Genomic DNA, 22,986 nt, shown 5'->3' on the forward strand with positions numbered 1-22,986 from the left:
AAAACCTTATTCTCGTGTGTTTTTCAAAAAGTGAGAAAATTTAATAAAAAAATGATTGACTGAAAAATGTCGCTATAATATTATTCTAATAACTTATTATTATTTCTATTTTTTAAATATAGTGAATTTTCAGTAAAGAGTAGGTGGAACGCTTATGTCGCAAATGCTAGCTTTAGTGATTCTTGTATTTATTTTATTTGTCGGTGATGCAGTCGCCGTGCGAACGAAAGCCTGGGTGCCTTCCATTTTCGTTTGTGCCGTATTATTTTTAATAGGTTATTGGACGTTCTTTCCAAAGGATATCGTAGCATTGGCAGGTGTTCCGACGGTCGTAGCGACCATGCTGATGTATTTATTAATCACGAATATGGGAACGTTGCTGTCGTTGCAAGAGTTGAAGAAACAATGGAAGACTATTATTATTGCGCTCTCGGGTATCCTTGGAATCGCAGCTGTGTTGTTTGGTGTCGGGGTTTTTATTTTCGGCTATGAAACGATTGTTGTCGCCATCCCCCCGCTTGTTGGCGGTGTTGTATCAGCTCTCATTATGTCGGAAGGGGCGAAAGAAGCCGGTCTTGTTTCTTTATCGGTCTTTGCCATCGTCATTTATGTGATGCAAGGATTTGCTGGCTATCCGCTGACTTCTATTATGCTGAAGAAAGAAGGAAAGCGACTGCTGCAGCAGTTCCGGAGCGGCCAGCTGAGCTGGAAAGAAAAGCAGGAAGCTTGTGAAATGACGGACTCCCCGGAGCACAACGAAACTGAGCTGAAGATGTTTAAGCGTTTGCCGGAAAAGTATAATACGGATTTCTTTAAGTTTTTCAGGCTGGCTTTTGTGGCTTATCTCGCTTATCTTGTATCGGATTTACTGGCTCCTGTCGTGGCAATCAGTCCGTTTGTTCTTTGCCTATTATTCGGTGTAATTGGAGCAAGCAGCGGCTTTTTAGAAAGACAAGCACTGCAAAAGGCCAACGGTTTTGGTTTCGCTATTATGGCGCTGATGCTCTTTATCTTTGATGGATTAAAGCAAGCAACCCCCAGCATGATGCTCGAACTGTTATATCCTTTGGTCGGCTGTATCACACTAGGGATCATCGGCATGTATTTGTTCTCATTGATCATTGGCCGGCTGATGAAGGTAAGCAAAGAGATGGCTTTTGCCGTTTCGCTGACGGCCCTCTATGGATTTCCGGCTGACTACATTATTACGGCTGAGGTCATCAAGGCTTTAACAGAAGATGAAGAAGAAAGAGAAATGCTGACAAGCCATATGATGCCGCCTATGCTTGTAGGAGGATTTATTACCGTAACGATTGTGTCGGTTATCCTAGCAGGTGTCTTTGTAGGATTCTTATAAAATTGAGTCCGCCGAGATGGACAGCATGAGTCGTACAAGCAAGGTTTTAAGCAGAGAAGCCAATGAAGGATTTATTAAAGCAAAGTCCCATGAAGAGGAGGATAGGGCGCCGCCTGCTAAATAGTCAGCTTGAATAGCAGGCTCCGCTCTTCTCTTGTAAAAATACAAGACGTCCTGCGTTCAGAAGAGAGCGGGGAATCTGGATCTGGATTTGGTGAAGTACAGAAAAGAACCGGCGAGGAACACTCGCTGACGAAAGACGATGGGAAACAGTGAATTAATCAACGGAGGTAGATGGAGAATGATTCATTCAGCAATCACAGCAGCTATTCGAAAGTATGGCGATGAGTTAGTGGAGCTGCGCAGAAAGCTGCACAGCGAACCGGAACTCTCTTGGGAGGAAGAACGTACAACCGCCTTTATTTGTGAATACCTTGAGAATTTAGGTATTCCTTATCAGAAGTTGGTTCCTACTGGTGTAGTAGCTAATATAGAGGGCAAAATTCCGGGAAAAGTGGTGGCTTTGCGCGGTGATATGGACGCTTTATCTGTTCAAGAGCTCAATCGGGATTTGCCGTATGTCTCGAAAGAAGATGGAAAAATGCACGCATGCGGTCATGACGCTCATACAGCGATGCTGCTTATTGCAGCGAAAGCGTTACAGGGTATAAAAGATGAATTAAAAGGGACTGTAAGGCTGCTGTTTCAGCCAGCGGAAGAGGTGGCTGAAGGCGCTCGGGAAATGGTCAAGCAAGGAGCAGTTGATGGCGTAGACAACGTATTTGGCATTCACATTTGGTCGCAAATACCAAGCCATAAAATTTTGTGTAATCCCGGACCTGCGTTTGCTTCTGCGGACTTGTTTAAAGTTACGTTTAAGGGGAGAGGAGGGCACGGGGCGATCCCGCAGGATTGTATTGATGCCGCTGTTGTCGCCTCATCTTTCGTCATGAATGTCCAATCCGTCGTTTCAAGAACGATTGATCCAAGAGACCCAGCTGTGCTCACAATTGGAAAAATGGTCGTTGGCACACGATTTAATGTCATTGCCGAAAATGCTGTGATCGAAGGGACTGTTCGCTGTTTCGATCCAGATACACGCGATCATATTGAAAAACAGCTTCAGCATTATGCTGAGCAAGTAGCTGCGATCTATGGTGCAACTGCAAAAGTGGAATATATTCATGGAACGCAAGCAGTTATTAATGAAGAAGCAAGTGCCAGCTTAGTGCAGGAAGTGGCTGTTGAAGCGTTTGGAGCTGAAAGCCTATATCATGATAAACCAACGATGGGCGGAGAAGACTTCAGTTACTTTTTGGAAAAGGTGCCGGGGAGCTTTGCGCTGGTTGGATGCGGCAATCCAGCTAAAGATACGGAATGGGCGCATCATCACGGCAAATTCAATGTTGATGAAGAGGCGCTTTCCACAGGGGCTGAACTATATGCGCAATATGCTTGGGCTTACTTAAATAAGGAAACAGCTCATTAATACAAAAAGCAGCGGCTAATAGGAGCAATCTTTGCTAGCAGCCGCTGCTTTTAAAAGGTGGAATAAGGTACATAGGGATTAAAGAGCTGCATCATGGAAGCGGACAGCGCTCGCAAGCCATTGTTTGGCTTCATTCTCTGCTATGAGATCAGCTTTAACCCAATCGCGGCTCCCAGTATCATGGCTATGAACAGTATTCTTTTCCAATCTCTTGGTTCATCATAGATAAGCATGCCCAATAAGGCGCCTCCAGAAGCGCCGATCCCCGTCCATACGGCATAGGCGGTACCCATCGGCAATGTTTTCATTGCCTGTGCGAGAAAAAGAAAGCTTGCTCCGAATCCAAGAATCAGCAGAAGTAATGACCGCCAGCTCCGGTCTCGATGAAACTGGCTAATCATGGAAACCCCGATCATTTCAAATAAACCTGCCACCGCAAGAAAAAACCAAGCCATTAAGCATCCTCTCTTTCTTTGGCATCATCTTTTGTAACGGTTTTTAAACCGATGACGCCTGTTAGTAAAATGATAATCAGCGTGATTTTGGCAATGTTAAAAGGCTCCTGAAAGAACATCATATCCGACATAACCGTCCCTGCCGTGCCCAGCCCGACAAAGACAGCATAGACCGTGCCAGCAGGCAGACTTCGAGCGGCCATAATCATTAAATAAAAACTGATGAAAATAGAAACAGCCGTTCCGCTCCATGTCCAAATATCATTTGCGTGTTTCAAGCCAATAACCCAAATCACCTCGAAAACAGCAGCAATAACGACTTTCATCCATTGAGCATTCACAAGAACCACCTCCCATTCTATTCATTGCTGCAAAACAAAAAGCCTAAAAGATTACTGTTAAACAGTATCTCCCAGGCTTTTATCCTTCCGTGACACAGCGAGGCTGTGAGTTTTCTCTTGGACCAGACTAGCATGGCTGCTACGGAACCCTAGAAAACATTTAATGTATGCGATTTTCTTATATTATACACATTTTTCGCTTCCTTTCAATGCATAGCGCTTGAAAAAATTCAACCACTCGGCAGCTTATCAATTTCAGATCTTGGGCGGGCGGCCAAGCGTCTCTGTTGCGGTTTGACAACAGATTGTATACAATAATCGAACCACTTGCCAATCTCCTCAAATTGGACGATTAGAAGTATAAAACACTAGAGAGTAATCATCAGGTCATCAATAGGGAAAGGAGAATCCTATGCACAACATTCAAAAGGGATACAAGTTCTTTATTCAGGTAATTCCCAAGGCGTTTCAAGTGATGTTAAATATTTCACTGGTGCTTCTTGGAGGGGTTTTGTCATTTCTATTATTAAAAGAGCTGTACGTATTCAGTCATATTCTAATTGAGAATGAGAAATCAGATTATCAGTTATATTTAGCTAATATTCTCATCTTCTTCTTGTACTTTGAGTTTATCGCTATGATTGTCAAATATTTTAAAGAAGAATATCATTTTCCTCTCCGTTATTTTCTTTATATCGGCATTACGGCCATGGTGCGCTTAATTATCGTGGAGCATGATGATGCATTGAACACATTGTTTTATTCTCTTGTCATTTTAATCTTGATCATCGGTTATTTTATTATGAATTTAACGCCGCGTGAACGTCCTGAAAATAAATGGTTCTTCAAGAAATAACAAGCATGTCTCACAAAGACGGCCATAGAAGACATTTTAATAGTATGTACTTATTTAAAATTATTATAAATAAGTATTGATTATTACAAAGTAGTCATGATATTATGGGGGTAGTTAATACATGCATTAAGGAGAGGTTTTTTATGAAGAAAATTAATGACAAAATGTCGATTGAAAAAATAAATGATCATTTTTGTCTAGTAGAAGGAAAGGACAAAAACAAAAGAATACATATCTGTTTCTTCAGCATGAAAGATGCCTTAGCTTATTCTGCTGAAAGAAACTATTTATCCTTCATGTAAGGCGCCTTTATCTCTCGCTTCAGGAACGGAACAGTCTAAGTGGGAGGTTGCGGCGTTAATATGCCCGATTATTTCAGCTGCCAAAAAGCGGGATGAAAGAAACCCCGCTTTTTTATAATTCACTGTATCCATTTTACTGGATTGACAGTGAAAAACCTGCCATTGCTCTTTAACGATGGCAGGTTTTTTTAAAGAAAATGTTTGACACAGGAAACTATTGTGCATAAGATAAAAACATAGATGTTGCATTAGGGAAAGATTTTGAATAGTGTACAAACAAGTGGTGGGAGGTACAATCATATGAATGATTCTGTATTCGTTTCTTTGGATGAAGTGGCAATAGGGGATAGTGTGAGAATCAAAGAAGTAAAGGTTACTGGAATGATGAGGAGAAGGCTGCTTGATTTAGGGTTCGTGCCCTCTGCTGAAGTGACGGTACTGCAGAAGAGTCCGCTCGGTGATCCCATCGCTTTTCGGGTTAGTCATACGACGATTGCTTTGCGAAAAGAAGAAAGTTCAAAAATCTATGGGGAGTTGATGACAAATGAGTCATAGTTCACCGGTTACCATTGCGCTGGCGGGCAATCCGAACGTCGGGAAGAGCACGTTGTTTAATACGCTTACTGGTTTGAGGCAGCACACTGGCAACTGGCCAGGAAAAACGGTCCAGCACGCGAAAGGTCATTTTTCTTATAAAGGACGAGACTATACCATCATTGATTTGCCGGGAACCTATTCACTGTTATCTACCTCGGCGGATGAAGAGGTGGCCAGGGATTATATTGTCTTTGAAAAACCGGCGCTTACTATTGTGGTTCTTGATGCAACTTCGATTGAGCGAAATTTAAATTTAGCCCTGCAAGTACTTGAAATGACAGATCAAGTCATTCTTTGCATTAACTTAATTGATGAGGCAAAGAAGAAAGGCATCGAAATTCATGAAAAGGTGTTAATGAACCAATTGGGCGTTCCTGTTATCAAAATTTCGGCACGGAATAAAATGGGCATCGACCAGCTTTTGGATACAATAGACCGTATGATAAACGGAACGATTACTGTCTCTCCATATCAAGTGAAATATGCTTCTGAAATTGAAGAAAAGGTGGCGCAGCTGGCCCCTCACATAGAAAGCATATTCGGCGAAGACATTCCGGTGCGCTGGCTTGCATTGCGCCTTTTAGATGGAAGTGAATCTGTTGTAAACGCCTTTTTGGAAAGAAAAAAGCGAGACCAAGAGGAGGGCTGGATGCATGACATCTCCTATTCAGCAAACACCCAGCAATTATAATCAGTTTATGCAATTGGCTAACTCGTTGGCAGCAGAAGAACTGCGCGATGAAATGGTTGCTAATATTTATCAAACGTCTAAAGCGCTTTGCGAAAAGGCCGTCACGTATCAGGATCAGCAGAAGCTGCAGCAAACAGAAAAGCTGGATCGCATCGTTACCTCTAAAATATGGGGGTTTCCGATCATGCTGGCAATGCTTGGAGCGGTCTTTTACATAACGATCGCTGGAGCGAATGTGCCGTCTTCAATGCTGGCTGATTTATTTAATTGGATCGAAGGCCATTTAACGGCTTTCTTTGCGTGGATTCATGCGCCGGAATGGTTGTATGGACTCCTCGTTTTAGGGCTTTATCGCGGAACAGCTTGGGTGGTAAGTGTAATGCTTCCGCCGATGGCAATCTTCTTTCCGTTGTTTTCCTTGCTGGAAAACTACGGTTATTTGCCCCGGGTTGCCTTCAATATGGATCGTCTGTTCAAAAGGGCTGGTGCTCACGGCAAGCAGTCGCTCACGATGGCAATGGGGTTTGGCTGCAATGCAGCGGCAATTATGTCGACAAGAATTATCGAGTCGCCCCGGGAGCGGATGCTGGCCATCTTGACGAATAACTTTGTTCCGTGCAATGGACGGTGGCCGACATTGATCCTGTTGGCTTCTTTATTTATGGCGGTTGGCTTTTCTGGAGCGATGGGAACGATCGTGACAGCAGGTGTTGTCATGGGAATGGTGCTTATCGGTATTGTAGTGACACTGACTGTTTCATGGGTGCTGTCGAAAACGGCTTTGAAAGGAGTTCCTACGCATTACACGTTGGAGCTGCCGGCATACCGCCGTCCGAAATTTTGGAATACCATTCTTCGGGCAACGCTGGATAAATCATGGTTTGTGCTAAGAAGAGCGGTCGTGATTGCGGCTCCTGCAGGCGTGCTGACATGGATCGCCGCCAATGTTTACTTGGGGGATACGAGCCTATTAATGCATATTGTGCAATTTCTTGATCCTTTCGCTCAATCACTTGGGTTAGACGGCTATATTTTAATGGCGTTCATTTTTGGAATGCCTGCCAATGAAGTCGTGCTGCCTATTTTGCTAATGGGATATCTCTCTACTGGAGCCATGACCGAAGTGGAGGATTTACATTCAATTAAACAAATTTTTCTTGATCACGGCTGGACGTGGCTCACGGCTCTGAACATGATGCTATTCTCCTTGCTTCATTTTCCGTGCGGAACAACCTTATTGAATATTTACAAAGAAACAAACAGCAAGAAATGGACATTCACTGCCTTTGCTTTGCCGACAGCGATCGCAATAGCGGTTACATTTATAGTAGCTCAGGTCGTCAGAGCGTTCGGATGGGTATAAGGAGAAATAAGAGGGGCTGGTTTCATGACAAATGAAACCAGTCCCTTCCGCTGCCGCAAGACTGTGTACAATTAGTAAATGAACATAATGTCCTTCTTGGTTTGAATGCATCAGCTGGTTGAAAGCAATTGTCCGTGCAGCATCAGAAATCATTCACAGAGAGAATTCTTCACGGCTGCTTCATCTGATCCTGTTTTAAGATCGGGTATTTTTGGTTGCGCGCATAAAGTGTCGCCGATGATGTCATAGTAAAGATAGAAAACAGAAGGAGGAAGCAGCGATGGATCATACCAATGCGAGCTGGAAAAATGAAAATGTTATTTCTCAATTGCGCAATTCAGTTGAAAGTGTGTCCATGGCGGTTGGCCAAGCGCAATCACATCCGTCTGAACAATTAATTGAGCAAGCCAGAAATTTAATCGACCGCACTAATCATGCAGCCTATAATGCTCTCCTAAACACTCGGCATCCTGCACCTGTCCATGAGCTCCTTAGGCAATTGACACAAGAAAAGGAGAAGCTGCAGACATTAAGTCCGGCAAAAGATTGATATAACATGATGAAAAAACGATTCCTCGAAGGTTCACAGAGGAATCGTTTTAAATGAATCAGACGCATTTGTTCCCTGATGTAAGGGAGCGCAAGCCTTCCTTTTCCGGAATGGAGAGGGGAAGGTGAAAGAACATCCCCACAGTTTGAAGGTTTATTTTATTTTACATGGCGTTTTGGATAATTTGGATGACTTCTTCTAATTTCGGTTTTCGCGGATTGGTGAGAGCGCAAGCATCCTTCATAGCATTTTCGGCAAGGACCGGAATGTCTTCTTCTTTCGCTCCAAGCTCCTTGAAGCCGGATGGAATGTTTAAATCCTTCGCTAAGCGTTCAATAGCTTGAATCCCTTTTTCTGCTGCTTCGCGTGTGCTCAATTCGTGAACGCTTTCGCCAAGGAATTCAGCGATCTCAGCAAAGCGATCCGTTCGCGCGATCAAATTGAATTTGCAAACATGCGGCAGAAGAATGGCGTTGCATACTCCATGAGGGTAGTTGTAAAATCCGCCAAATTGATGAGCGATCGCGTGCACATAGCCTAAAGAAGCGTTGTTAAACGCCATACCGGCCAAGGATTGAGCGTAAACCATTTGTTCGCGGGCCTCCATATCCTGCCCGTTGGCAACAGCTCGCGGCAAGTATTTCGGTATAATTTTTATCGCTTGCATTGCCAGCGCATCCGTAATGGGGGTGGCGGCCGTCGATACATAGGCTTCGACGGCATGGGTCAGGGCATCCAAGCCAGTTGCCGCTGTTAACGCTGGAGGCATGCCTGCCATCAGCTCCGGATCGTTAATGGAGATGGCGGGGGTTACGTGTTTATCAACGATGGCCATTTTTATTTTGCGTTTAGAATCCGTGATGATCGTAAATTTCGTTACTTCACTGCCCGTGCCCGCTGTTGTATTAATAGCCACTAGAGGCACCATAGGATTGCGGGAGACATCTACGCCTTCGTAATCGTGAATCGTGCCGCCGTTAGCCGCAACTAAGGCAATGCCTTTTCCTGCATCATGCGAGCTGCCGCCTCCAAGAGTGACAACGCTGTCGCAATTTTCAGAATTATAAACCTTTAAACCATCTGCGACGTTTTGATCGGTCGGATTAGGCTCCGCTTTCGGGAATATATGTACGTCTACGCCCGCTTCGCGAATAATGTTCGCCACCTTCTCGGAAATACCTAAGTTATGCAATCCTGCATCTGTTACTAACAAAGCTTTTTCCGCACCAAGTCCTGCCATGCGTTTTCCGGTTTCTTGAACCGATCCAGGACCAAATAAATTGACAGAAGGCATATGAAAAGCGCTTTGACCTGTGGACATCAATCATTCCTCCTAATTTTAAATGAATGAAATAAGAAGTACTATAAAAGGAAAGCAAAGAAATGGCATGCCACTGCACGGTTTTGTATACGTTTTCATTCTAGTATAGAATCCAAGGAAAATCAAAGAAAAAAGAAATAATTGTTAAAATAATCTTTCTTTTTTTACAGTTTGCAGGCAGGCTTTAATTGAGAGGACGTGAGAGGCTCAAAATCATATACGACGCATTATAAACGGAACCTTACAGAGACAATTCGGCTGTTTAACAATGCTCCAGCTTATTTCGTCCTAAAAATTCAATAAAACGACAATCAAATAATGAAAAGGCGAGTGCGTCCGTATGTTACACTTTAATAAAATACATTGGAGCGCAATCGAGGTGGGCCTACATGAGGAAAACAGTATTGGTTATTGGCGGTGGTATCACGGGATTAGCAGCGATGTATGAGCTGCAGAAGTGGAAGCAGGAAAAAAGATCGGATGTCCGGCTTATACTTGCGGAATCAGCCGGTGAACTTGGCGGGAAAATCCGCACAGTGAAAGCCGGCAGCTTTGTCATGGAGGCTGGAGCTGATTCGATGGTCACGCGCAAGGCGCAAGCGATGAGGTTCATTGAAGAGCTTGGTCTGAATGATGAAGTTGTGTACAATGCAACAGGCAGATCGTTTATCTATAGCGAGGGAGAGTTGAAGCCCATTCCCGCGGATGCGGTATTTGGCATTCCAGCCAGTCTGAAATCGTTAGCCGAAAGCCCGCTAATTTCGGCGGAAGGAAAAGTCGCAGCACTAAAAGATTTTTATACAAAAAATCATTCTTTTACAAAAAGTGACTCCGTTGGTTCTTTTCTTGAGCATTTTCTGGGAAAAGAGCTGGTGGAAAAGCAAATTGCACCGGTACTTTCCGGTGTGTATTCCGGGAAGCTAAGCGAACTGACGATTGCTTCCACCTTGCCGTATTTGGTGGATTATAAGGAACGGTATGGCAGCATTATTAAAGGGTTTGAAGCCAATAAAGAGAAGTTTCTAGGAGGCGGAGAAAGAAAGTTCCTATCCTTTAAAAACGGCTTAGGTTCGCTGATCCGGGCATATGAAGAACGAATGAAACAAGTGGACATTTTGAAAAAACATACAGCAACCCGCATTAGAAGAGGGAACGGGCGTTATCAAGTAACCTTTGCCAACCATGAAATTATCGAAGCAGACGATATTATTCTCAGCATTCCTCATACAGCAGCAGCGAAACTATTTGATGATCCCGCACTTGCTGAAGAGTTCTCTTCTTTGAAAACCAGTTCATTAATCAGCGTGTACTTAGGTTTTGATGTGCCGGATTCCTTGCTTCCGGCGGAAGGAACCGGATTTATCGCGGCTAATCAGGATGAATTATCCTGTAATGCTTGCACGTGGACAAGTCGGAAATGGGCGCATACTTCTTCAGAAGGCCGCTTGCTTGTCCGGCTGTTTTATAAAAGCAGTCATCCCTCGTATCGGCAACTGAAGGAGATGAATAAAGAAGAACTGCTGCAGGTCGCGCTTCATGATGTCAATAAAAGCTTAGGTATTACAGAAGACCCGGTTGTCAGCGAAGTGACTCATTGGACGGACAGTATGCCTAATTATATTAAAACGCATCACCAGCACGTCTCAGCATTAGAAAATGCGCTGGCTGCTTCTTATCCAGGCATTTGGCTTTCCGGCTGCTCTTATTATGGCGTGGGCGTTCCCGACTGCATTGAAAATGGCCGAAAGACGGCGCAGAAAATCATCAAATGCGCCGATTAAATAGTTGTCTATTGTGAATGGATGTTTAAACAGGGGAAAGATCGGGCATACTAAATAGGCAACTGTAAATTGCAATATTGTCAAATATGCTAGGAGGCAACAAAGAAAATGGAACACGGAACAGTCAAATGGTTTAACAGTGAAAAAGGATTTGGATTTATTGAACGTGAAGGCGGAGATGATGTATTCGTTCATTTCTCAGCCATCCAAGGCGAAGGATTCAAAACTTTAAACGAAGGTGAAGAAGTCACGTTTGAAGTGGAGGAAGGCCAGCGCGGCCCGCAAGCGGCAAACGTGAATAGAGCGCAATGACATTCGCTGAAACAGGCCCGGAAGCAGGGTCTGTTTTTTTTGTCTGATAAGCCAGGAGTGAAGAAAGCTCCCTCTTTCTTGCGGCCGCTTGCGTTCATGAACTTTTTCTATTGAAGCGATATCCATTAGCTCAAATAGGCTTTCACAGCTTCATCCAATGAAGGTGAATAATGGGTTTGAATTGCTTGCAGCAGCAGATTGTGATCGGGAAAAGCGATTGTTTCCTCGCGGCCGTCCATCCAGCGGCGGTGCAGACGTTCTTCATTGATCGACTGCGTGCCGTCCGGCAATACATTGGCAATCAGCAGCTGCTTGTTAAATGGGGATCTTTCCTGAGTATGAATATCCCGCTTCATCCGATTTAACTCTTCCCATGGAAGGGTTTCAGGATGAAAGGCATAGCGGAGCACCCACTGATTTTCCGAGTTTAACATTTCTAAAGCGACGGATCCCTTTTCGCTGTGTAAAGTGCGCAATCTAAATGATCCGGCAGGAGAGCGAACTTCCTGTTGATCGAGCGGCACAGGAGCCAGCGCAATGCGGTTTCCCATCCCGCTGTCCGCTAAGAACAGCTGTCCATTTATTCTTAGAAGAACAATGGCATGCGTGCGGTCAATTGCCCAATCTTCCTTATTGTAAATAGTGGCGGCACTTAAAAAGACATCAAAGCCAAGCTCTTTTAACGTCAAATACAGTAAAGGATTGATCTCATAGCATAATCCCCCGCGGCCGCCGACGATCATTTTACTGATCAAGTACGCCGGTGAAATTTCCGCGTTGTTCTTTGTTAATACATCCACATTTTCAAACGGAAACCACTCGGAAAATTTTCTCATCACAAATGTTACTTTTTCAATCGAAGAGCCATCTTTCGCCCATCCGTTCATTCTTAATCTGGATAGCAGTCTTTCCATTACTAGATCCTCCTTTCTGTAAATAAAGCATATCAGCCATTTTCTCTGCCTTTGTCCCATAAGACTTTCACTTCCAAAATGGAACGGGAAAGCAAAAGTCCAAGCGGCAGCTCACGGCTCCTAAATGTCCGGTTTGTTCAGGCCTGCACGATGCAGGCTGTAAAGGCGCAGATACGGAGGAAGAATCACCGCTGTTTGGAAGTATCCTTTATTATAACAAAGGATGACGGTCAGGTGGGCATTCTGATCCTTACTATCAAAAAGCAAGAATGTGTGCAGGTGATTTCTATTAAAAGTTTAGCAATATAAAAAATGGGAGTAAAAGACTAGTCATTTTTCCTCTTTTTACAATATTCCGAATATTTTAAACTATAATTGCGTAACTGCTAATCTATAAATCTGGGAGGTAAAAAATGAAAAAACCAGTATTAAAGCTTGCGTTGGTCACCGCCATTTCTTTCGGGGCCTTTGGGTCGCATCCGGCTTTTGCGGAACCTGTCAATCCTGTTAAAGCTTCGCAGTCCATCCCAGCTTTCGATCACAAGATTATCCAGCAAGTGAATTCGGAAAATATTTATCGCATGATTGAGCATTTATCTAAAGAACCAAGAGTTGCCGGCACAGAAACGGAAGACAAAGCGGTGGAATATATTAAAAAGCAATTTGAATCATACGGCTATCAGCCAGAGATTCAAGAATTTACGTTTACCGGTTACAAGCCGCCGAGCTCCATCCGTCTTTCGGTGGACGGCAGTGATAAAGAATGGCACCCGGAAACCTTTACTTTCTCTGTCAGCGGAAAAGTGACTGGCGAGCTGGTGGATGCCGGTAAGGGAAAAAAAGAGGATTTTCAAAACATAAACGCAAACGGCAAGATTGCTCTTATTCAGCGCGGAGAGATCAGCTTTGCTGAAAAAATCGTGCACGCCGCTGAGCATGGTGCAGCGGGCGTGATTATTTACAACAGTGAGGATGGAGCGCTTAATGGAACATTGGGAGAAGCGAATGACCGGTACGTACCCGCCGTCTCCTTAACGAAAGAGGAAGGAGAGGAACTGGCCGCTAAGCTGCAGGCAGGACAAGCTGTCACCGTTTCATTGGAGATTACGGGAGCAAAGGTAGAAGAGAACGTATCCCACAATGTGATCGCTTCAAAAAAGCCGACGAACAAAAGGAAAGCAACGAATCATATAATAGTCGTAGGAGCTCACCACGATTCAGTTGAAAAAGCGCCGGGCGCCAATGATGATGCTTCCGGAACGGCTATGACGCTGGAATTGGCCCGCGTGCTGAAAGATATGCCGACGGATACGGAAATCCGCTTTGTCACCTTTGGTGCCGAGGAAGTAGGCCTGCTTGGGTCAAGACATTATGTTGCGAACTTACCGGAAGATGAATTGAGCCGCGTTACCGCCAATTTTAATTTAGACATGGTAGGAAGCCGGGATGCCGGAGATTTAGTGATGATGACACTGGATGGCACCTCTAATCTAGTTACGGATCTTGCCCAGGCGGCAAGCCTTCGTTTAAATGGAGAGCCGACGCCTTATGCTCAGGGCGGCAGAAGCGATCACGTGCCATTTGCGGAAGCGGGAATCCCTGCTGCTTTATTTATTCATGAACCATTGGAGCCTTGGTATCATACACCGGAGGATACAATTGATAAAATAAGTAAAGAAAAGCTTCAAGATGTGGCTGAAATTGTCGGATCAGCTGTTTATGATGCTGCTCGCTTTGACCATAAGGGCACAAAGCTTAACAAAGGAAAGAAGGCAAAAGCTCCGCATTTATATCATAAACAAAATATAAAATAAAGATTCCTCACTGTTTCTTCCAGCAGTCCGCTGCTGGAAGATTTTTTATGAAATAAAAAGCAGCTGTTATCAGCATAATCTTTAGATAACAGCTGCTTTTAGGATGTCAGGATTGATCTGTGCGGGGTTCGTCCATTATGCGCAGCAGCTGACCGATGTCTTTATTGAAATAAAAGAAATACGCTTTGTTTTCGTCGTCAAACACTAATAAAGCCGGAGGTTCATGTTTGCCGATGATAATAATTACCTCATTGATAACGGCGTCGATCCATTGATTTTGAACAGGAACAGCTGGTTCAAGAGGCACTTTAATCATCCGGCCTTCTTTTGGAATAGGTGAAAGCTTAGGGGATAGCCCTGTAATGGTCTGCAAATAGCTCTCTGCTTCCTTTTGAATAGCGGGAGTAACGGGAATTGTTTTCGTTACATGATCCAGCCGGATATCAAACACTTCCGCAAGCTGGCCTTTCTGCGCAGCTGCGGGCTGCCAAGCGAAAAGAAGGAAGAGAAGCAAACCAGTACTGATTATTTTTTTCATTCAGCACCACCTCATTAGTAGTATGGCCCAGTAAGCGTCTGGCACTCCTAAGAATTTCGCTAATATTTAACTGAAAACAGGAAACAATAAAGGAAAGGCTCACTGATCATCTTTTATTTAAAAGGAGCGATTTCTGAAGGCTGAGGAGTTTTTTGATTACGCGAGGCATTCTTTCGTTTCCTTCAGTCCTTATGTCGGTGGCGATGGTGTTCACTGGAATAAGGGGAGCAGTGCTTGTCTCATTGTTTCCGGCCTTTCATCCTGATTCCTCGCTATACTTATCACTTCAAGGAAGTGGCAGACTGATTTTTAAGGCAAATATAATTGGTTGAATCCTCCGCGTAGGGAGGATTAAAAATTATTTCCCCAAAAACTAAAACAGCCCTTGAGCTCACTCGGCAGGTCCATGAGGGGCTTTTTTTTCTGTTTAGAAAAATCCCTGTATATTCAGGGGAGGAAATAGTGAAAATCAAACAGTACAGAAGAAAAGCTTCTATTGTTCGATGAAATGTCACAAAAAAACCCGATTTTTGTCGGATTACTGCTAAACAAAGCTATCAATTATACCGATAAAATCGTGTAACCTATTAAACCTTTGCATTACTTAATAAAAAGATGGAGGAGGTCTTTATGAGCATATTACGGAATTTGAAAATTTCAAGAAAACTGCAAGTGCTGGTGGTGATTAGCGCCTTGGCATTAATGATCCTTGGCTTGGTGGGGTACTTGAATATTAAATCCATGGCAGAGAGGTCGGAAGATATATATGAGAATCAACTGAAACCGAGTGTTGAACTCGCCACTATATTGGAAGCTAACCGCAAGGTGGATGCCTATTTATTGGAGTTTATGATGACAAAAGATCCGCAGCGGAATCAGGAGCTGACAGAAGGCGTACAAAATACGACCAATGAAGTCGATCAAGCCATTAAGCGCTACGAACAAGCACATTTGACATCGAAAGAAAAAGAATTACTCAACTCCTACAAAAATCTTATAGTGGATTTTCGGGAAGCAAGATTTAAAGTGGTCGACCTAGCAAAACAAAATAAAAATGCGGAAGCCTATGCTATTTATAGTGAAGAAGTAGCTGAAAAAAGAAATGAAATTAACGGATTATTAGATGAAATGCAAGCTTTAAATAAACAGCTAGCTCTGGACATCAACGAGGAAAATAAAGCGGCGCTGGCGCGATCGACATTCATGATGATTATTTTTCTCCTTGTTTCATTGGGTTTATTGATTTTCATCGGCATTCTCATTTCCAGAAGTATTGTCAGACCAGTCTCTGAAATTAGACAGTTATTAGCGGAAGCAGAGGAAGGAGATTTCACGGTTAAAGGGGATTATGAATCAGCTGATGAAATTGGTCAGCTGACGGCTTCATTTAACAAGATGATTACAACCCTTCGCGGAATTGTCAGCAAGGTGAGCGATACTTCTCAGCAAGTCGCCGCTTCTTCAGAGGAGCTCAGTGCAAGTGCGGAACAGAGCAGCGGGGCAAGTGAGCATATATCCACAGCTGTCCAAGAATTAGCCGGAGGGGCTGATCATCTAGTTCGGGATGTGGATCAAAGCGCCCAAGTAGTAACGGAAATGAATCGCTATGCACAGCAAATTGCCGCCAATGCAAACGATGCCTCGAAAGCTGTGGAACAAACATCTAGCATGTCCATAGCCGGTGAGCGGGTCATTCAAAAAGCCACAGAGCAAATGGGTTCTATTAATGACAAAGTGACAGGGCTTTCCAATGCAGTAGTAGGATTAAATGAGCGATCCAGTGAAATTGGAGAAATTAATAAAGTGATTACAGATATTGCCGCACAGACGAATTTATTGGCGTTAAATGCTGCCATTGAAGCGGCTCGAGCAGGAGAGCAAGGACGCGGATTCTCAGTTGTAGCCGATGAAGTCAGAAAGCTGGCCGAGCAGTCCGCCAATTCGGCTGAACAAATTAGCAGCCTCATCGCCATTATACAAAACGATAACCAGAAGGCGCTGGAATCAATGAAAATCACAGCAGCTGAAGTCACCGAAGGGCTGCAAGTGGTTCAGCAAGCAGGCCATTCCTTTAAGCAAATTAAAGATTCAGTCAGTGAAGTGGTCGGACGAATTCAAGACATTGCCCGTATGGTGAAACAATTGTCTGAAGGAACAAAGCGAGTTAATCAATCGATTGAAACGGTCAACGGGGTCGCGGAAACTGCCGCTGCCAATACGCAAAATATTTCTGCGGCAACGGAAGAACAGCTGGCTTCAATGGAAGAGATCTCCGCATCGTCTTCCGCTTTAGCGAAGATGGCAGAAGAACTGCAAGCGTTAATTGTTCGATTTAAAGTTTAAAAAAAGGAAGTATGCAGCTTTATGAACAAGGCCCCGAATGGTCGATTCTCGATGGAGAGGACCTAATCGGGAGGTGTTCATAAAAGATCATCCGCATTATTTAAAAAGACAGGGAATCGCTCCCCGTCACAGCTTTCAAGATTTCATTGCCAAAATCGAGGGCCGATATGTGGAACCCCGAAAAAATTGAACATCCTAACAAATGGTCGTGATAGAAGAGGTGGACAAGCCGGTGAGGTTTTGTTCACCTCTCTTTTTCTTTCTCAATCAGGCCCTTCATATTTTGGACTCAATAACCGCCGCCCCCCCAGCAATGGCCAGGACTAAAAGAAGCGGATAAGAAGCGGGGAGGCAGTGATAGGATAAGACAACCCCGAGTGCACACCAAAACCCCGTACACCAATAACAGCTCAACAGTTTGCCTATCCATCGCCTTAAGCCGGTTCCTTTTATTTCAATATAGGTTTCCGCAGTTCCTGTCTCATCTTCTCTTATGACTTCGGAGATGAACGGCCGGCGAATAAAGCCAGTTATTTCATCAAAGACGATGAGGCGGGTCAGCCGGAAGGACGCCAAGATAAGAATAAAAAAGTCCAATAGATTAATCATCGTGCATCTCCTTTACAGCTAATTTTCTTAATTGCTGGGCTTCCCGCTGCAAATCGCTGATGGCCGATTCCAGCCTTTGGATATTGTCAAGCGTATATTCGAGGGCGGCTGAATAGACGCGCAACTCGATTTGCAGCTGTTCGGACGAATCACTGGGGATTTCTGTTTGCTGGTTGAATCGTGTTTGGGCTTGAGATAAGGGGTTTTGTTCCAGGATATCGGCGTATTCCCGATTCAATCTTCTTAGCATGTTCGTTTTTTTCCGCAGCTTTTGAACGAATAGGTGATATTTGTGTATCTTTGCCCGCCATTCTTTTCTTTCCTGTAATAACTTCATTATCTCCTTTTCTTGCTGCTTATTCAGCGCTAGCAGACGTTCCCGTTCATTTTGCAGTTCGGTGTGCTCGAGTGTGAGCTGTTCGAGCTTTTGATAGTGATGATGATCTTGAAATTGTTTGATTTTTTTTTGCGCTGCTGTAAGTTCAGCTTTCAGATCGAGCATCCTTTGCTCTAGTTGAACCTGATTCCATTCCGGCTCCCAATCTGCCTGGTTATTCAGCGTTCTCGCCTCCTGTAAAGATCCAATATAAGGAAAATTATTTGAGCGATAAGCCTCTACAAGGAAAAAACGATTTGATTATTAGACTGAAACTGAACATGCTGTTCGCGAAATAGCACAAACCCCTGTACGATGATTTGCTCGGCCTCTTCTGTTTTTTTCATCTCCAGCTGAAAGTTTCGCAATATTTGGCTATCCCCAGGTGAGATTCTTGTTGGTTCAATAGGGGTGATCCAATACTCCCCGCGCTCCTTCGCCTGTTTGAACCAATCATCTTCTAAGTACCTCCAACCCTTTGCTTCCCCGTCCGTGGTTTGCAGCCCCATTCCCTCCGTTAAATCAGGAGGAAGGATTTGTCCGCGGAATTTTACTTTGTCAGGAGGATCCACTTTGATGCAAATGATCGGATTATATAAATCTGTATTTCCAATGTTTTTGATATGCAGATGTCCGACAGTCAGTACGGTCTTATCATCTTCAAAAGGAAAGACTGTGTAATCAAAAAATAAATCCGCTAGCAAGGTTTCTTCAGCGGGCGGCTGCTCTGCATGCTTTGTAAGGATCGCAGGGGAAGCATCGGCTGTTGTGCGGGGCGGTTCAGAAAAAATGGAAGGAAGGGGCAGCAAGGATAAGCAATGCAGCCGCAGTTCTTTGAGAAAAAAATCTAAAATGCTTGATGATAGGCAGATAGCAAGATGCTCGACGGCATTTTCCCATTCGGCTGAAGCTGTATAGTCGGGGAAAACACCTTTTATTTGCAGCTCAGGAACGGCATTTGGTTCATCCAGCTTTCGGGTGATGTGGAAGTCCATTGAAAGCTGATTCATTTCTTTAATCACGGAGGCCTCCAATTCTAATGCGGATGCGGCCAGGTTATGAATAATATCCAGTCTGGGTTCTGCGGATGCGGGAGAAGAAGTGCAGTTGAATTGAATTTTCAGATCTGGCGTTCCGGCAGGATCCGCTGTCATCTGAATTCCGCTATCCATAAGGAAGAAAGAGGTCTTAGTTATTAAATCCGCGTTTATTTGATGATCTTTATTCATTGTTTCCAAGATAACCATTTTATCCTTTAACCCTGAATCAAGATGAAGCTCTTTCTTGGCAGGCTTCCAGCTGGTTCGGTACCCGAGCTGTCTGCACAGCAATTGAAAAGCGGCTAAAGAGCGATAAGGCAGATGATATAATAGTTGATTACTAAAAAGTACCTGTACGTTCATGATCTTTCCCCCTTTTTGTTTCACCACCTATTTTATGAAGCGAAAGAGAGAATATGATAGACGGCAAGCGCCAATTTCCTTCCGTCTTGCAGCAAACAGGCTTTTGCTCCGTTACCTTAGCAACTGGTCAGCCATATGATGTATTGTCAGAACCAATAACTCAAAGAAAGGATGACTAGGGTGAAAGATTTCTATCCTATTAAAGGTTCTCAGATTAGACCCAATGATATTCAGGAGGAGTGCATCCGAGTTCAGAAGGTGTACGATTGGATTGTCGATGTTGGAGAAGATCAGAACAAAACTCCAATTCCGGGGGATCCGGATGATGCGGCGACTTGCGCCGGCCGAGTAAGGGCAGCACTTGATGCAGGAAATGATATCCGCATCGAATGCATCCCGCCAGCGGTGCCGGGACCGTTTCCGATCATTCCTAAACCGCAGCCGCAGCCGAATCCGCGGGCGAACTGCCGCGTATTAAGCGTAACGAACGGCACAAGCAGTACGCCGGGAACAATTCGTATCGTATGGACCGTGCTTGTGAGAGTGCGTATCTTCAATGATACTACTGGCGCGTTACTGTGCGACTTCGACGTCCCTGTACAATTCGATGACCGGATTGCTGCTTGTATCCCTGCGCCATTAACAAGAGAAAACGTATTATGCCGCATCACACGTGTATTCTGTGATCCGACCGACGAAGTCTTCCTCGGCAATCAGATCGAATTGAACGTAAGAATCTGTAAGGAAATTCAAGTGGAAGCGGAAGTGAAGCTGGAAGTATTGGCGAAATTCTGTCAGCCACGTCCAAATGACTTGCAGCCGACGCCTCCATCTATCGCAGAGTGCCCGCCGTTTAACTTCCCGCCGCAGTGCCCGACGATCTTCCCGCGTCCGAACTGTGATTGCCAGGCGGAGGCTATTAATGCCTCTGGCACAAGTACGGATCCAGAGATCCTAGGAACACATAACTTAACGGCCAATATCTGTAACAATTGTACACTGGCGCAAAGCACTTGGAGATATACTAGAACAGGTGTAGCGACAGGAATTGTAGCTGCTAGACCGCTGACATTTAACCAGCCGGTATGTACGGAAGTAACTGGTGGTATTCAAATGGTCGTGACCGGTCTCGCTGAATTTATCGATGCAGCGGGCAATATCACAAGAGCGAACTACACGCTGACGTTAGTAGAAGCAGCGCAAGATTCCTTCCAATTAGTGGGATCTACTCCAGCCAACTTTGATACAGGAACAGTTAACGTGGCTGATAATCAGCTGCTAGTGAGAGACTGCCGCACATTCGGTGATGTTCCGATTGACACGCCTTAATAAAAAGGGAGGAGCTTTTCCTCCCTTTTTTCATGACTGAATGTCCTACACGCTGCTGCTCTTATTGTCATATATATAATTATTCAAGTGTGTGGGAGGATAAAGATGACAAATCAGAATAGTCTTGTTTCTATTATTTTTCCAGTTAAAAACGAAGGCGGACATATTAAGAATACCCTTCGTTCCTTACTGGCAGCGAAAACGACCTATGCGATGGAAGTGATTGTTGTCGATGATGGTTCTGTCGATCAGTGCTGTAACTTTCTAATAAACAGCCAGGATGAAACGATAAAGTTAATTAAAACAGAAGGTATTGGAGCGGCGATGGCCAGAAATGCAGGAGCAGATCAGGCAAAGGGAGACTTTTTTATTTTTTGTGATGCGCATTTGTTTTTTGAGGATTATTGGATAGATAATCTTTTAGAACCTATCCGCGAAGGTATCGCCGATGCCACGAATCCGGGAATCGCTGATGCTGCAAATCCAAGCAATATTGGATACGGATACAGCTGGAATGACAGGCTTGAGCCGAAGTGGCATTCCGGCAAGAGGGAACTGTTTCCATCCGCACATTTGGCGGGAGGGTGTTTGGCTATTTCTAGAAAGGCATTTGAAGGCATCCATGGATTTGAAAAGGGATTTAAAGTGTGGGGAAGGGAGGATGAAGAAATTTCTCTCAAATTGTGGCTGTTTGGCTACCGCTGCTATGTCCAGCCTGCTGTAACCATTCTCCATATTTTTCGAGCAGATGCCCCTCCATTTGTCGTTACTTGGGATGATGTAAATTATAACTTGATGAGAATGGCGTACAGCCATTTTAATGAGGAAAGAATTGAAAAGTGCAAGCGGTTAATAAAGCATTCGTCTCCCGAGAGAATAATGGAGCGGCTGATGAAAAGCGATATTATAGGTCAGAGAAAGCAGTATTTACAAGAGCGGCAATTTGATGACGACTGGTATATGAAGAAATTTCAGATTAATTTTTAAAGGCCTGCCGCAGGCTTTTTTTGTTATCACGATCTTTAACGAGCATACATATCTTTATATAGACGGAATCTGCAGAGGGTGATAGGCATGATGATCATTCAGAAAGAACCGGAAGGAAAGCAGCCGCCGGTTCTTGCGAGAATAGAAGAATATGAAGAGAAGTTGAACCATGTCCATGCTGTTTTAACGGGAGTTAAAGCGGCCTATGCCCATTACCGGGGGATTGAACAGACATGGATTCAGACCTTTGAAAAAGCAGCTGTCTTTTCAAAAAGCCAGCTGGAGACAAAAAACGGCAAGACTGGCGCCGAATTAAAAGAGGAGACGGACCAGCTTTGGCACGCAAGGAATGGAGCACAAAACAGCAATGATAGGCCCAACGCGGAAACGGCCATTCAAAAAAGCTTGCTGCATTATTTAATGATCACTGCCTTGAGTAATTCTAAGGTATTGGGGGAGAAAACAGCTATGAACAGTCAGCTAATAGAAGATAACAAAGTTCTGCAGCGCAAGATTGACCAGATGAGTGCGGAGTTGAATCGTTTGCGGGCAAAAGAACGAGATGCAGAAAAACAAACGCTTTCCCGCGAAGGAAATGAAAAGCGAAATAAACAGCGCTGGGTGGATGTGTTCTTCAATTTTTGGAGTGCCGAAGAGGATGAAACAGTGAACCAGCTGCAGGAACAGAATACCGAGCTCGAAAAGCAATTGAATGATTATCGGCAGCTGCTTGAACATATGAATGAAATCATTGATGTCTATCAAAAAAAAGAAGTTCAATTTACACAGGAAAGACAGCAATTAGAAAAAAAGCTGCATCAAAATGAGGAACAATTAAACGAACTGCAAAGAGCCTTGAAGAAATATCAAGATTGGGAAAGGAATCAGAGACCGTCCTATTCCGCAGATGGTCGTCTGATTGCCAGTCAAGCATGCTGCCATTCGTGTTATCAAGGAGAGGGCCGAGCGGCTCCGCAAGTGTTCAATCCTTTTAAATATGTGAAGTAGCTATGCAGCTGCCCCTTCCTTTTCCATTGTCCCTGAATATATTTATAGGGAAAGGAGGCGGAGCAGATTATGACTTTTGACGATTTAAAAAAAGTGTGGATGCAGTATTCAAGCGCATCAGCTGAACAGCAGCAAAAGCACATGGTTCCCGCTCGAAAACAACCCCATAATAACTATGTTCAAAAGAGCAGCCAGCAAAAGCCTAAAGGCTGCTGCGGACAGAGGAGCCATTGAAAAGCTTATGAAATTA

The 22,986-nt window shown here is 44.1% G+C and carries 25 protein-coding genes, 1 pseudogene and 1 riboswitch; of the genes and pseudogenes, 17 read left to right on the top strand and 9 right to left on the bottom strand.

Going from position 1 to position 22,986, the window contains the following annotated elements; genetic code table 11:
- Positions 1–154: 154 nt before the first annotated feature.
- Together CEF20_RS02035 and CEF20_RS02040 are read left to right on the top strand one after the other, a co-directional pair.
- Positions 155–1,357 carry a hypothetical protein gene (locus tag CEF20_RS02035; protein WP_100330264.1) on the top strand — a complete coding sequence of 401 codons (1,203 nt, stop codon included), beginning with the start codon at positions 155–157 and terminating at the stop codon, positions 1,355–1,357.
- Positions 1,358–1,658: 301 nt separating this feature from the next.
- Positions 1,659–2,846 carry an amidohydrolase gene (locus CEF20_RS02040; RefSeq protein ID WP_100330265.1) on the top strand — a complete coding sequence of 396 codons (1,188 nt, stop codon included), beginning with the start codon at positions 1,659–1,661 and terminating at the stop codon, positions 2,844–2,846.
- A gap of 140 nt (positions 2,847–2,986) precedes the next feature.
- On the opposite strand, the gene CEF20_RS02045 is transcribed toward CEF20_RS02040, so the two are convergent.
- Entirely contained in the window at positions 2,987–3,301 is a 315-nt protein-coding gene (locus CEF20_RS02045) for a DMT family transporter (RefSeq protein WP_100330266.1), read from the bottom strand.
- On the bottom strand, positions 3,301–3,642 hold the full coding sequence (locus CEF20_RS02050; RefSeq protein ID WP_100330267.1) for a DMT family transporter: 342 nt from the start codon (positions 3,640–3,642) through the stop codon (positions 3,301–3,303). The genes CEF20_RS02045 and CEF20_RS02050 overlap by 1 nt, the downstream gene beginning before the upstream one ends.
- Positions 3,643–3,708: 66 nt before the next feature.
- Positions 3,709–3,806: riboswitch (guanidine-I (ykkC/yxkD leader) on the bottom strand.
- A gap of 248 nt (positions 3,807–4,054) precedes the next feature.
- On the opposite strand from CEF20_RS02050, the gene psiE reads away from it, so the two are divergent.
- Positions 4,055–4,498: a phosphate-starvation-inducible protein PsiE gene (psiE, locus tag CEF20_RS02055; RefSeq protein ID WP_100330268.1), complete on the top strand. Its 444-nt coding sequence runs from the start codon at positions 4,055–4,057 to the stop codon at positions 4,496–4,498.
- Between the two features lie 143 nt (positions 4,499–4,641).
- On the top strand, positions 4,642–4,800 hold the full coding sequence (locus tag CEF20_RS16475) for a hypothetical protein (RefSeq protein WP_157796174.1): 159 nt from the start codon (positions 4,642–4,644) through the stop codon (positions 4,798–4,800).
- On the opposite strand, the gene CEF20_RS16955 is transcribed toward CEF20_RS16475, so the two are convergent.
- A complete protein-coding gene (locus tag CEF20_RS16955; RefSeq protein ID WP_232713336.1) occupies positions 4,786–4,932 on the bottom strand; it encodes a hypothetical protein in 147 nt (48 codons plus the stop codon). The genes CEF20_RS16475 and CEF20_RS16955 overlap by 15 nt on opposite strands.
- Positions 4,933–5,100: 168 nt before the next feature.
- Here CEF20_RS16955 and CEF20_RS02060 point away from each other — a divergent pair, with 168 nt between their 5' ends.
- From CEF20_RS02060 to CEF20_RS02075, 4 genes are all read left to right on the top strand, one after another.
- A complete protein-coding gene (locus CEF20_RS02060; protein ID WP_100330269.1) occupies positions 5,101–5,355 on the top strand; it encodes a FeoA family protein in 255 nt (84 codons plus the stop codon).
- Positions 5,345–6,088: a FeoB small GTPase domain-containing protein gene (locus CEF20_RS02065; protein WP_100330270.1), complete on the top strand. Its 744-nt coding sequence runs from the start codon at positions 5,345–5,347 to the stop codon at positions 6,086–6,088. The genes CEF20_RS02060 and CEF20_RS02065 overlap by 11 nt, the downstream gene beginning before the upstream one ends.
- A complete protein-coding gene (locus CEF20_RS02070; RefSeq protein ID WP_100330271.1) occupies positions 6,051–7,451 on the top strand; it encodes a nucleoside recognition domain-containing protein in 1,401 nt (466 codons plus the stop codon). Before CEF20_RS02065 ends, CEF20_RS02070 begins: the two co-directional genes overlap by 38 nt.
- Positions 7,452–7,731: 280 nt before the next feature.
- Positions 7,732–8,001: a hypothetical protein gene (locus tag CEF20_RS02075; protein WP_100330272.1), complete on the top strand. Its 270-nt coding sequence runs from the start codon at positions 7,732–7,734 to the stop codon at positions 7,999–8,001.
- Between the two features lie 163 nt (positions 8,002–8,164).
- On the opposite strand, the gene CEF20_RS02080 is transcribed toward CEF20_RS02075, so the two are convergent.
- Positions 8,165–9,322 (bottom strand): iron-containing alcohol dehydrogenase, encoded by a 1,158-nt coding sequence (locus CEF20_RS02080; RefSeq protein ID WP_100330273.1) that lies wholly within the window; start codon positions 9,320–9,322, stop codon positions 8,165–8,167.
- Positions 9,323–9,711: 389 nt separating this feature from the next.
- Between CEF20_RS02080 and hemG the strand changes: the two genes are divergently transcribed.
- Together hemG and CEF20_RS02090 are read left to right on the top strand one after the other, a co-directional pair.
- Complete coding sequence (gene hemG, locus CEF20_RS02085) at positions 9,712–11,103, top strand: protoporphyrinogen oxidase (protein WP_100330274.1); 1,392 nt, start codon at positions 9,712–9,714, stop codon at positions 11,101–11,103.
- 108 nt (positions 11,104–11,211) lie between these two features.
- Entirely contained in the window at positions 11,212–11,415 is a 204-nt protein-coding gene (locus tag CEF20_RS02090) for a cold-shock protein (protein ID WP_100330275.1), read from the top strand.
- Positions 11,416–11,540: 125 nt separating this feature from the next.
- Here CEF20_RS02090 and CEF20_RS02095 read toward each other — a convergent pair whose 3' ends face one another.
- Positions 11,541–12,329 (bottom strand): arylamine N-acetyltransferase family protein, encoded by a 789-nt coding sequence (locus tag CEF20_RS02095; protein ID WP_157796175.1) that lies wholly within the window; start codon positions 12,327–12,329, stop codon positions 11,541–11,543.
- Between the two features lie 413 nt (positions 12,330–12,742).
- On the opposite strand from CEF20_RS02095, the gene CEF20_RS02100 reads away from it, so the two are divergent.
- Positions 12,743–14,143 carry a M28 family peptidase gene (locus tag CEF20_RS02100; protein WP_100330277.1) on the top strand — a complete coding sequence of 467 codons (1,401 nt, stop codon included), beginning with the start codon at positions 12,743–12,745 and terminating at the stop codon, positions 14,141–14,143.
- Positions 14,144–14,249: 106 nt separating this feature from the next.
- Here the strand turns inward: CEF20_RS02100 and CEF20_RS02105 are convergent, their stop codons facing one another.
- Positions 14,250–14,681 carry a hypothetical protein gene (locus CEF20_RS02105; protein ID WP_100330278.1) on the bottom strand — a complete coding sequence of 144 codons (432 nt, stop codon included), beginning with the start codon at positions 14,679–14,681 and terminating at the stop codon, positions 14,250–14,252.
- 630 nt (positions 14,682–15,311) lie between these two features.
- On the opposite strand from CEF20_RS02105, the pseudogene CEF20_RS17445 reads away from it, so the two are divergent.
- Positions 15,312–16,082 (top strand): annotated as a pseudogene (locus CEF20_RS17445) (MCP four helix bundle domain-containing protein); the annotation flags it as partial.
- Positions 16,077–17,024, top strand: coding sequence for a methyl-accepting chemotaxis protein (locus tag CEF20_RS17450; RefSeq protein ID WP_408607797.1), 948 nt, complete (start codon positions 16,077–16,079; stop codon positions 17,022–17,024). The pseudogene CEF20_RS17445 and the gene CEF20_RS17450, both read left to right, overlap by 6 nt.
- Before the next feature lie 276 nt (positions 17,025–17,300).
- Here the strand turns inward: CEF20_RS17450 and CEF20_RS02115 are convergent, their stop codons facing one another.
- The 3 genes from CEF20_RS02115 to CEF20_RS02125 all read right to left on the bottom strand — a co-directional run bounded on the left by CEF20_RS02115 (position 17,301) and on the right by CEF20_RS02125 (position 19,412).
- On the bottom strand, positions 17,301–17,633 hold the full coding sequence (locus CEF20_RS02115; RefSeq protein ID WP_100330280.1) for a DUF1360 domain-containing protein: 333 nt from the start codon (positions 17,631–17,633) through the stop codon (positions 17,301–17,303).
- Positions 17,626–18,135: a hypothetical protein gene (locus CEF20_RS02120; protein WP_100330281.1), complete on the bottom strand. Its 510-nt coding sequence runs from the start codon at positions 18,133–18,135 to the stop codon at positions 17,626–17,628. The genes CEF20_RS02115 and CEF20_RS02120 overlap by 8 nt, the downstream gene beginning before the upstream one ends.
- A 113-nt stretch (positions 18,136–18,248) precedes the next feature.
- Positions 18,249–19,412: a hypothetical protein gene (locus CEF20_RS02125; RefSeq protein WP_100330282.1), complete on the bottom strand. Its 1,164-nt coding sequence runs from the start codon at positions 19,410–19,412 to the stop codon at positions 18,249–18,251.
- Between the two features lie 180 nt (positions 19,413–19,592).
- Here CEF20_RS02125 and CEF20_RS02130 point away from each other — a divergent pair, with 180 nt between their 5' ends.
- The 4 genes from CEF20_RS02130 (at position 19,593) to CEF20_RS16480 (ending at position 22,970) form a co-directional block, all read left to right on the top strand.
- Positions 19,593–20,741: a BMQ_0737 family morphogenetic spore coat protein gene (locus tag CEF20_RS02130; protein ID WP_100330283.1), complete on the top strand. Its 1,149-nt coding sequence runs from the start codon at positions 19,593–19,595 to the stop codon at positions 20,739–20,741.
- A gap of 105 nt (positions 20,742–20,846) precedes the next feature.
- The gene (locus CEF20_RS02135; RefSeq protein ID WP_100330284.1) at positions 20,847–21,728 is read left to right on the top strand and encodes a glycosyltransferase family 2 protein; all 882 of its coding nucleotides are present in this window, start codon (positions 20,847–20,849) and stop codon (positions 21,726–21,728) included.
- 87 nt (positions 21,729–21,815) lie between these two features.
- A complete protein-coding gene (locus CEF20_RS02140; protein ID WP_100330285.1) occupies positions 21,816–22,736 on the top strand; it encodes a hypothetical protein in 921 nt (306 codons plus the stop codon).
- Positions 22,737–22,805: 69 nt separating this feature from the next.
- On the top strand, positions 22,806–22,970 hold the full coding sequence (locus CEF20_RS16480; protein WP_157796176.1) for a hypothetical protein: 165 nt from the start codon (positions 22,806–22,808) through the stop codon (positions 22,968–22,970).
- Positions 22,971–22,986: the final 16 nt, after the last annotated feature.

It is taken from the genome of Bacillus xiapuensis (assembly GCF_002797355.1).
In the GTDB taxonomy this organism is placed as follows: Bacteria; Bacillota; Bacilli; order Bacillales; family Domibacillaceae; genus Bacillus_CE; species Bacillus_CE xiapuensis.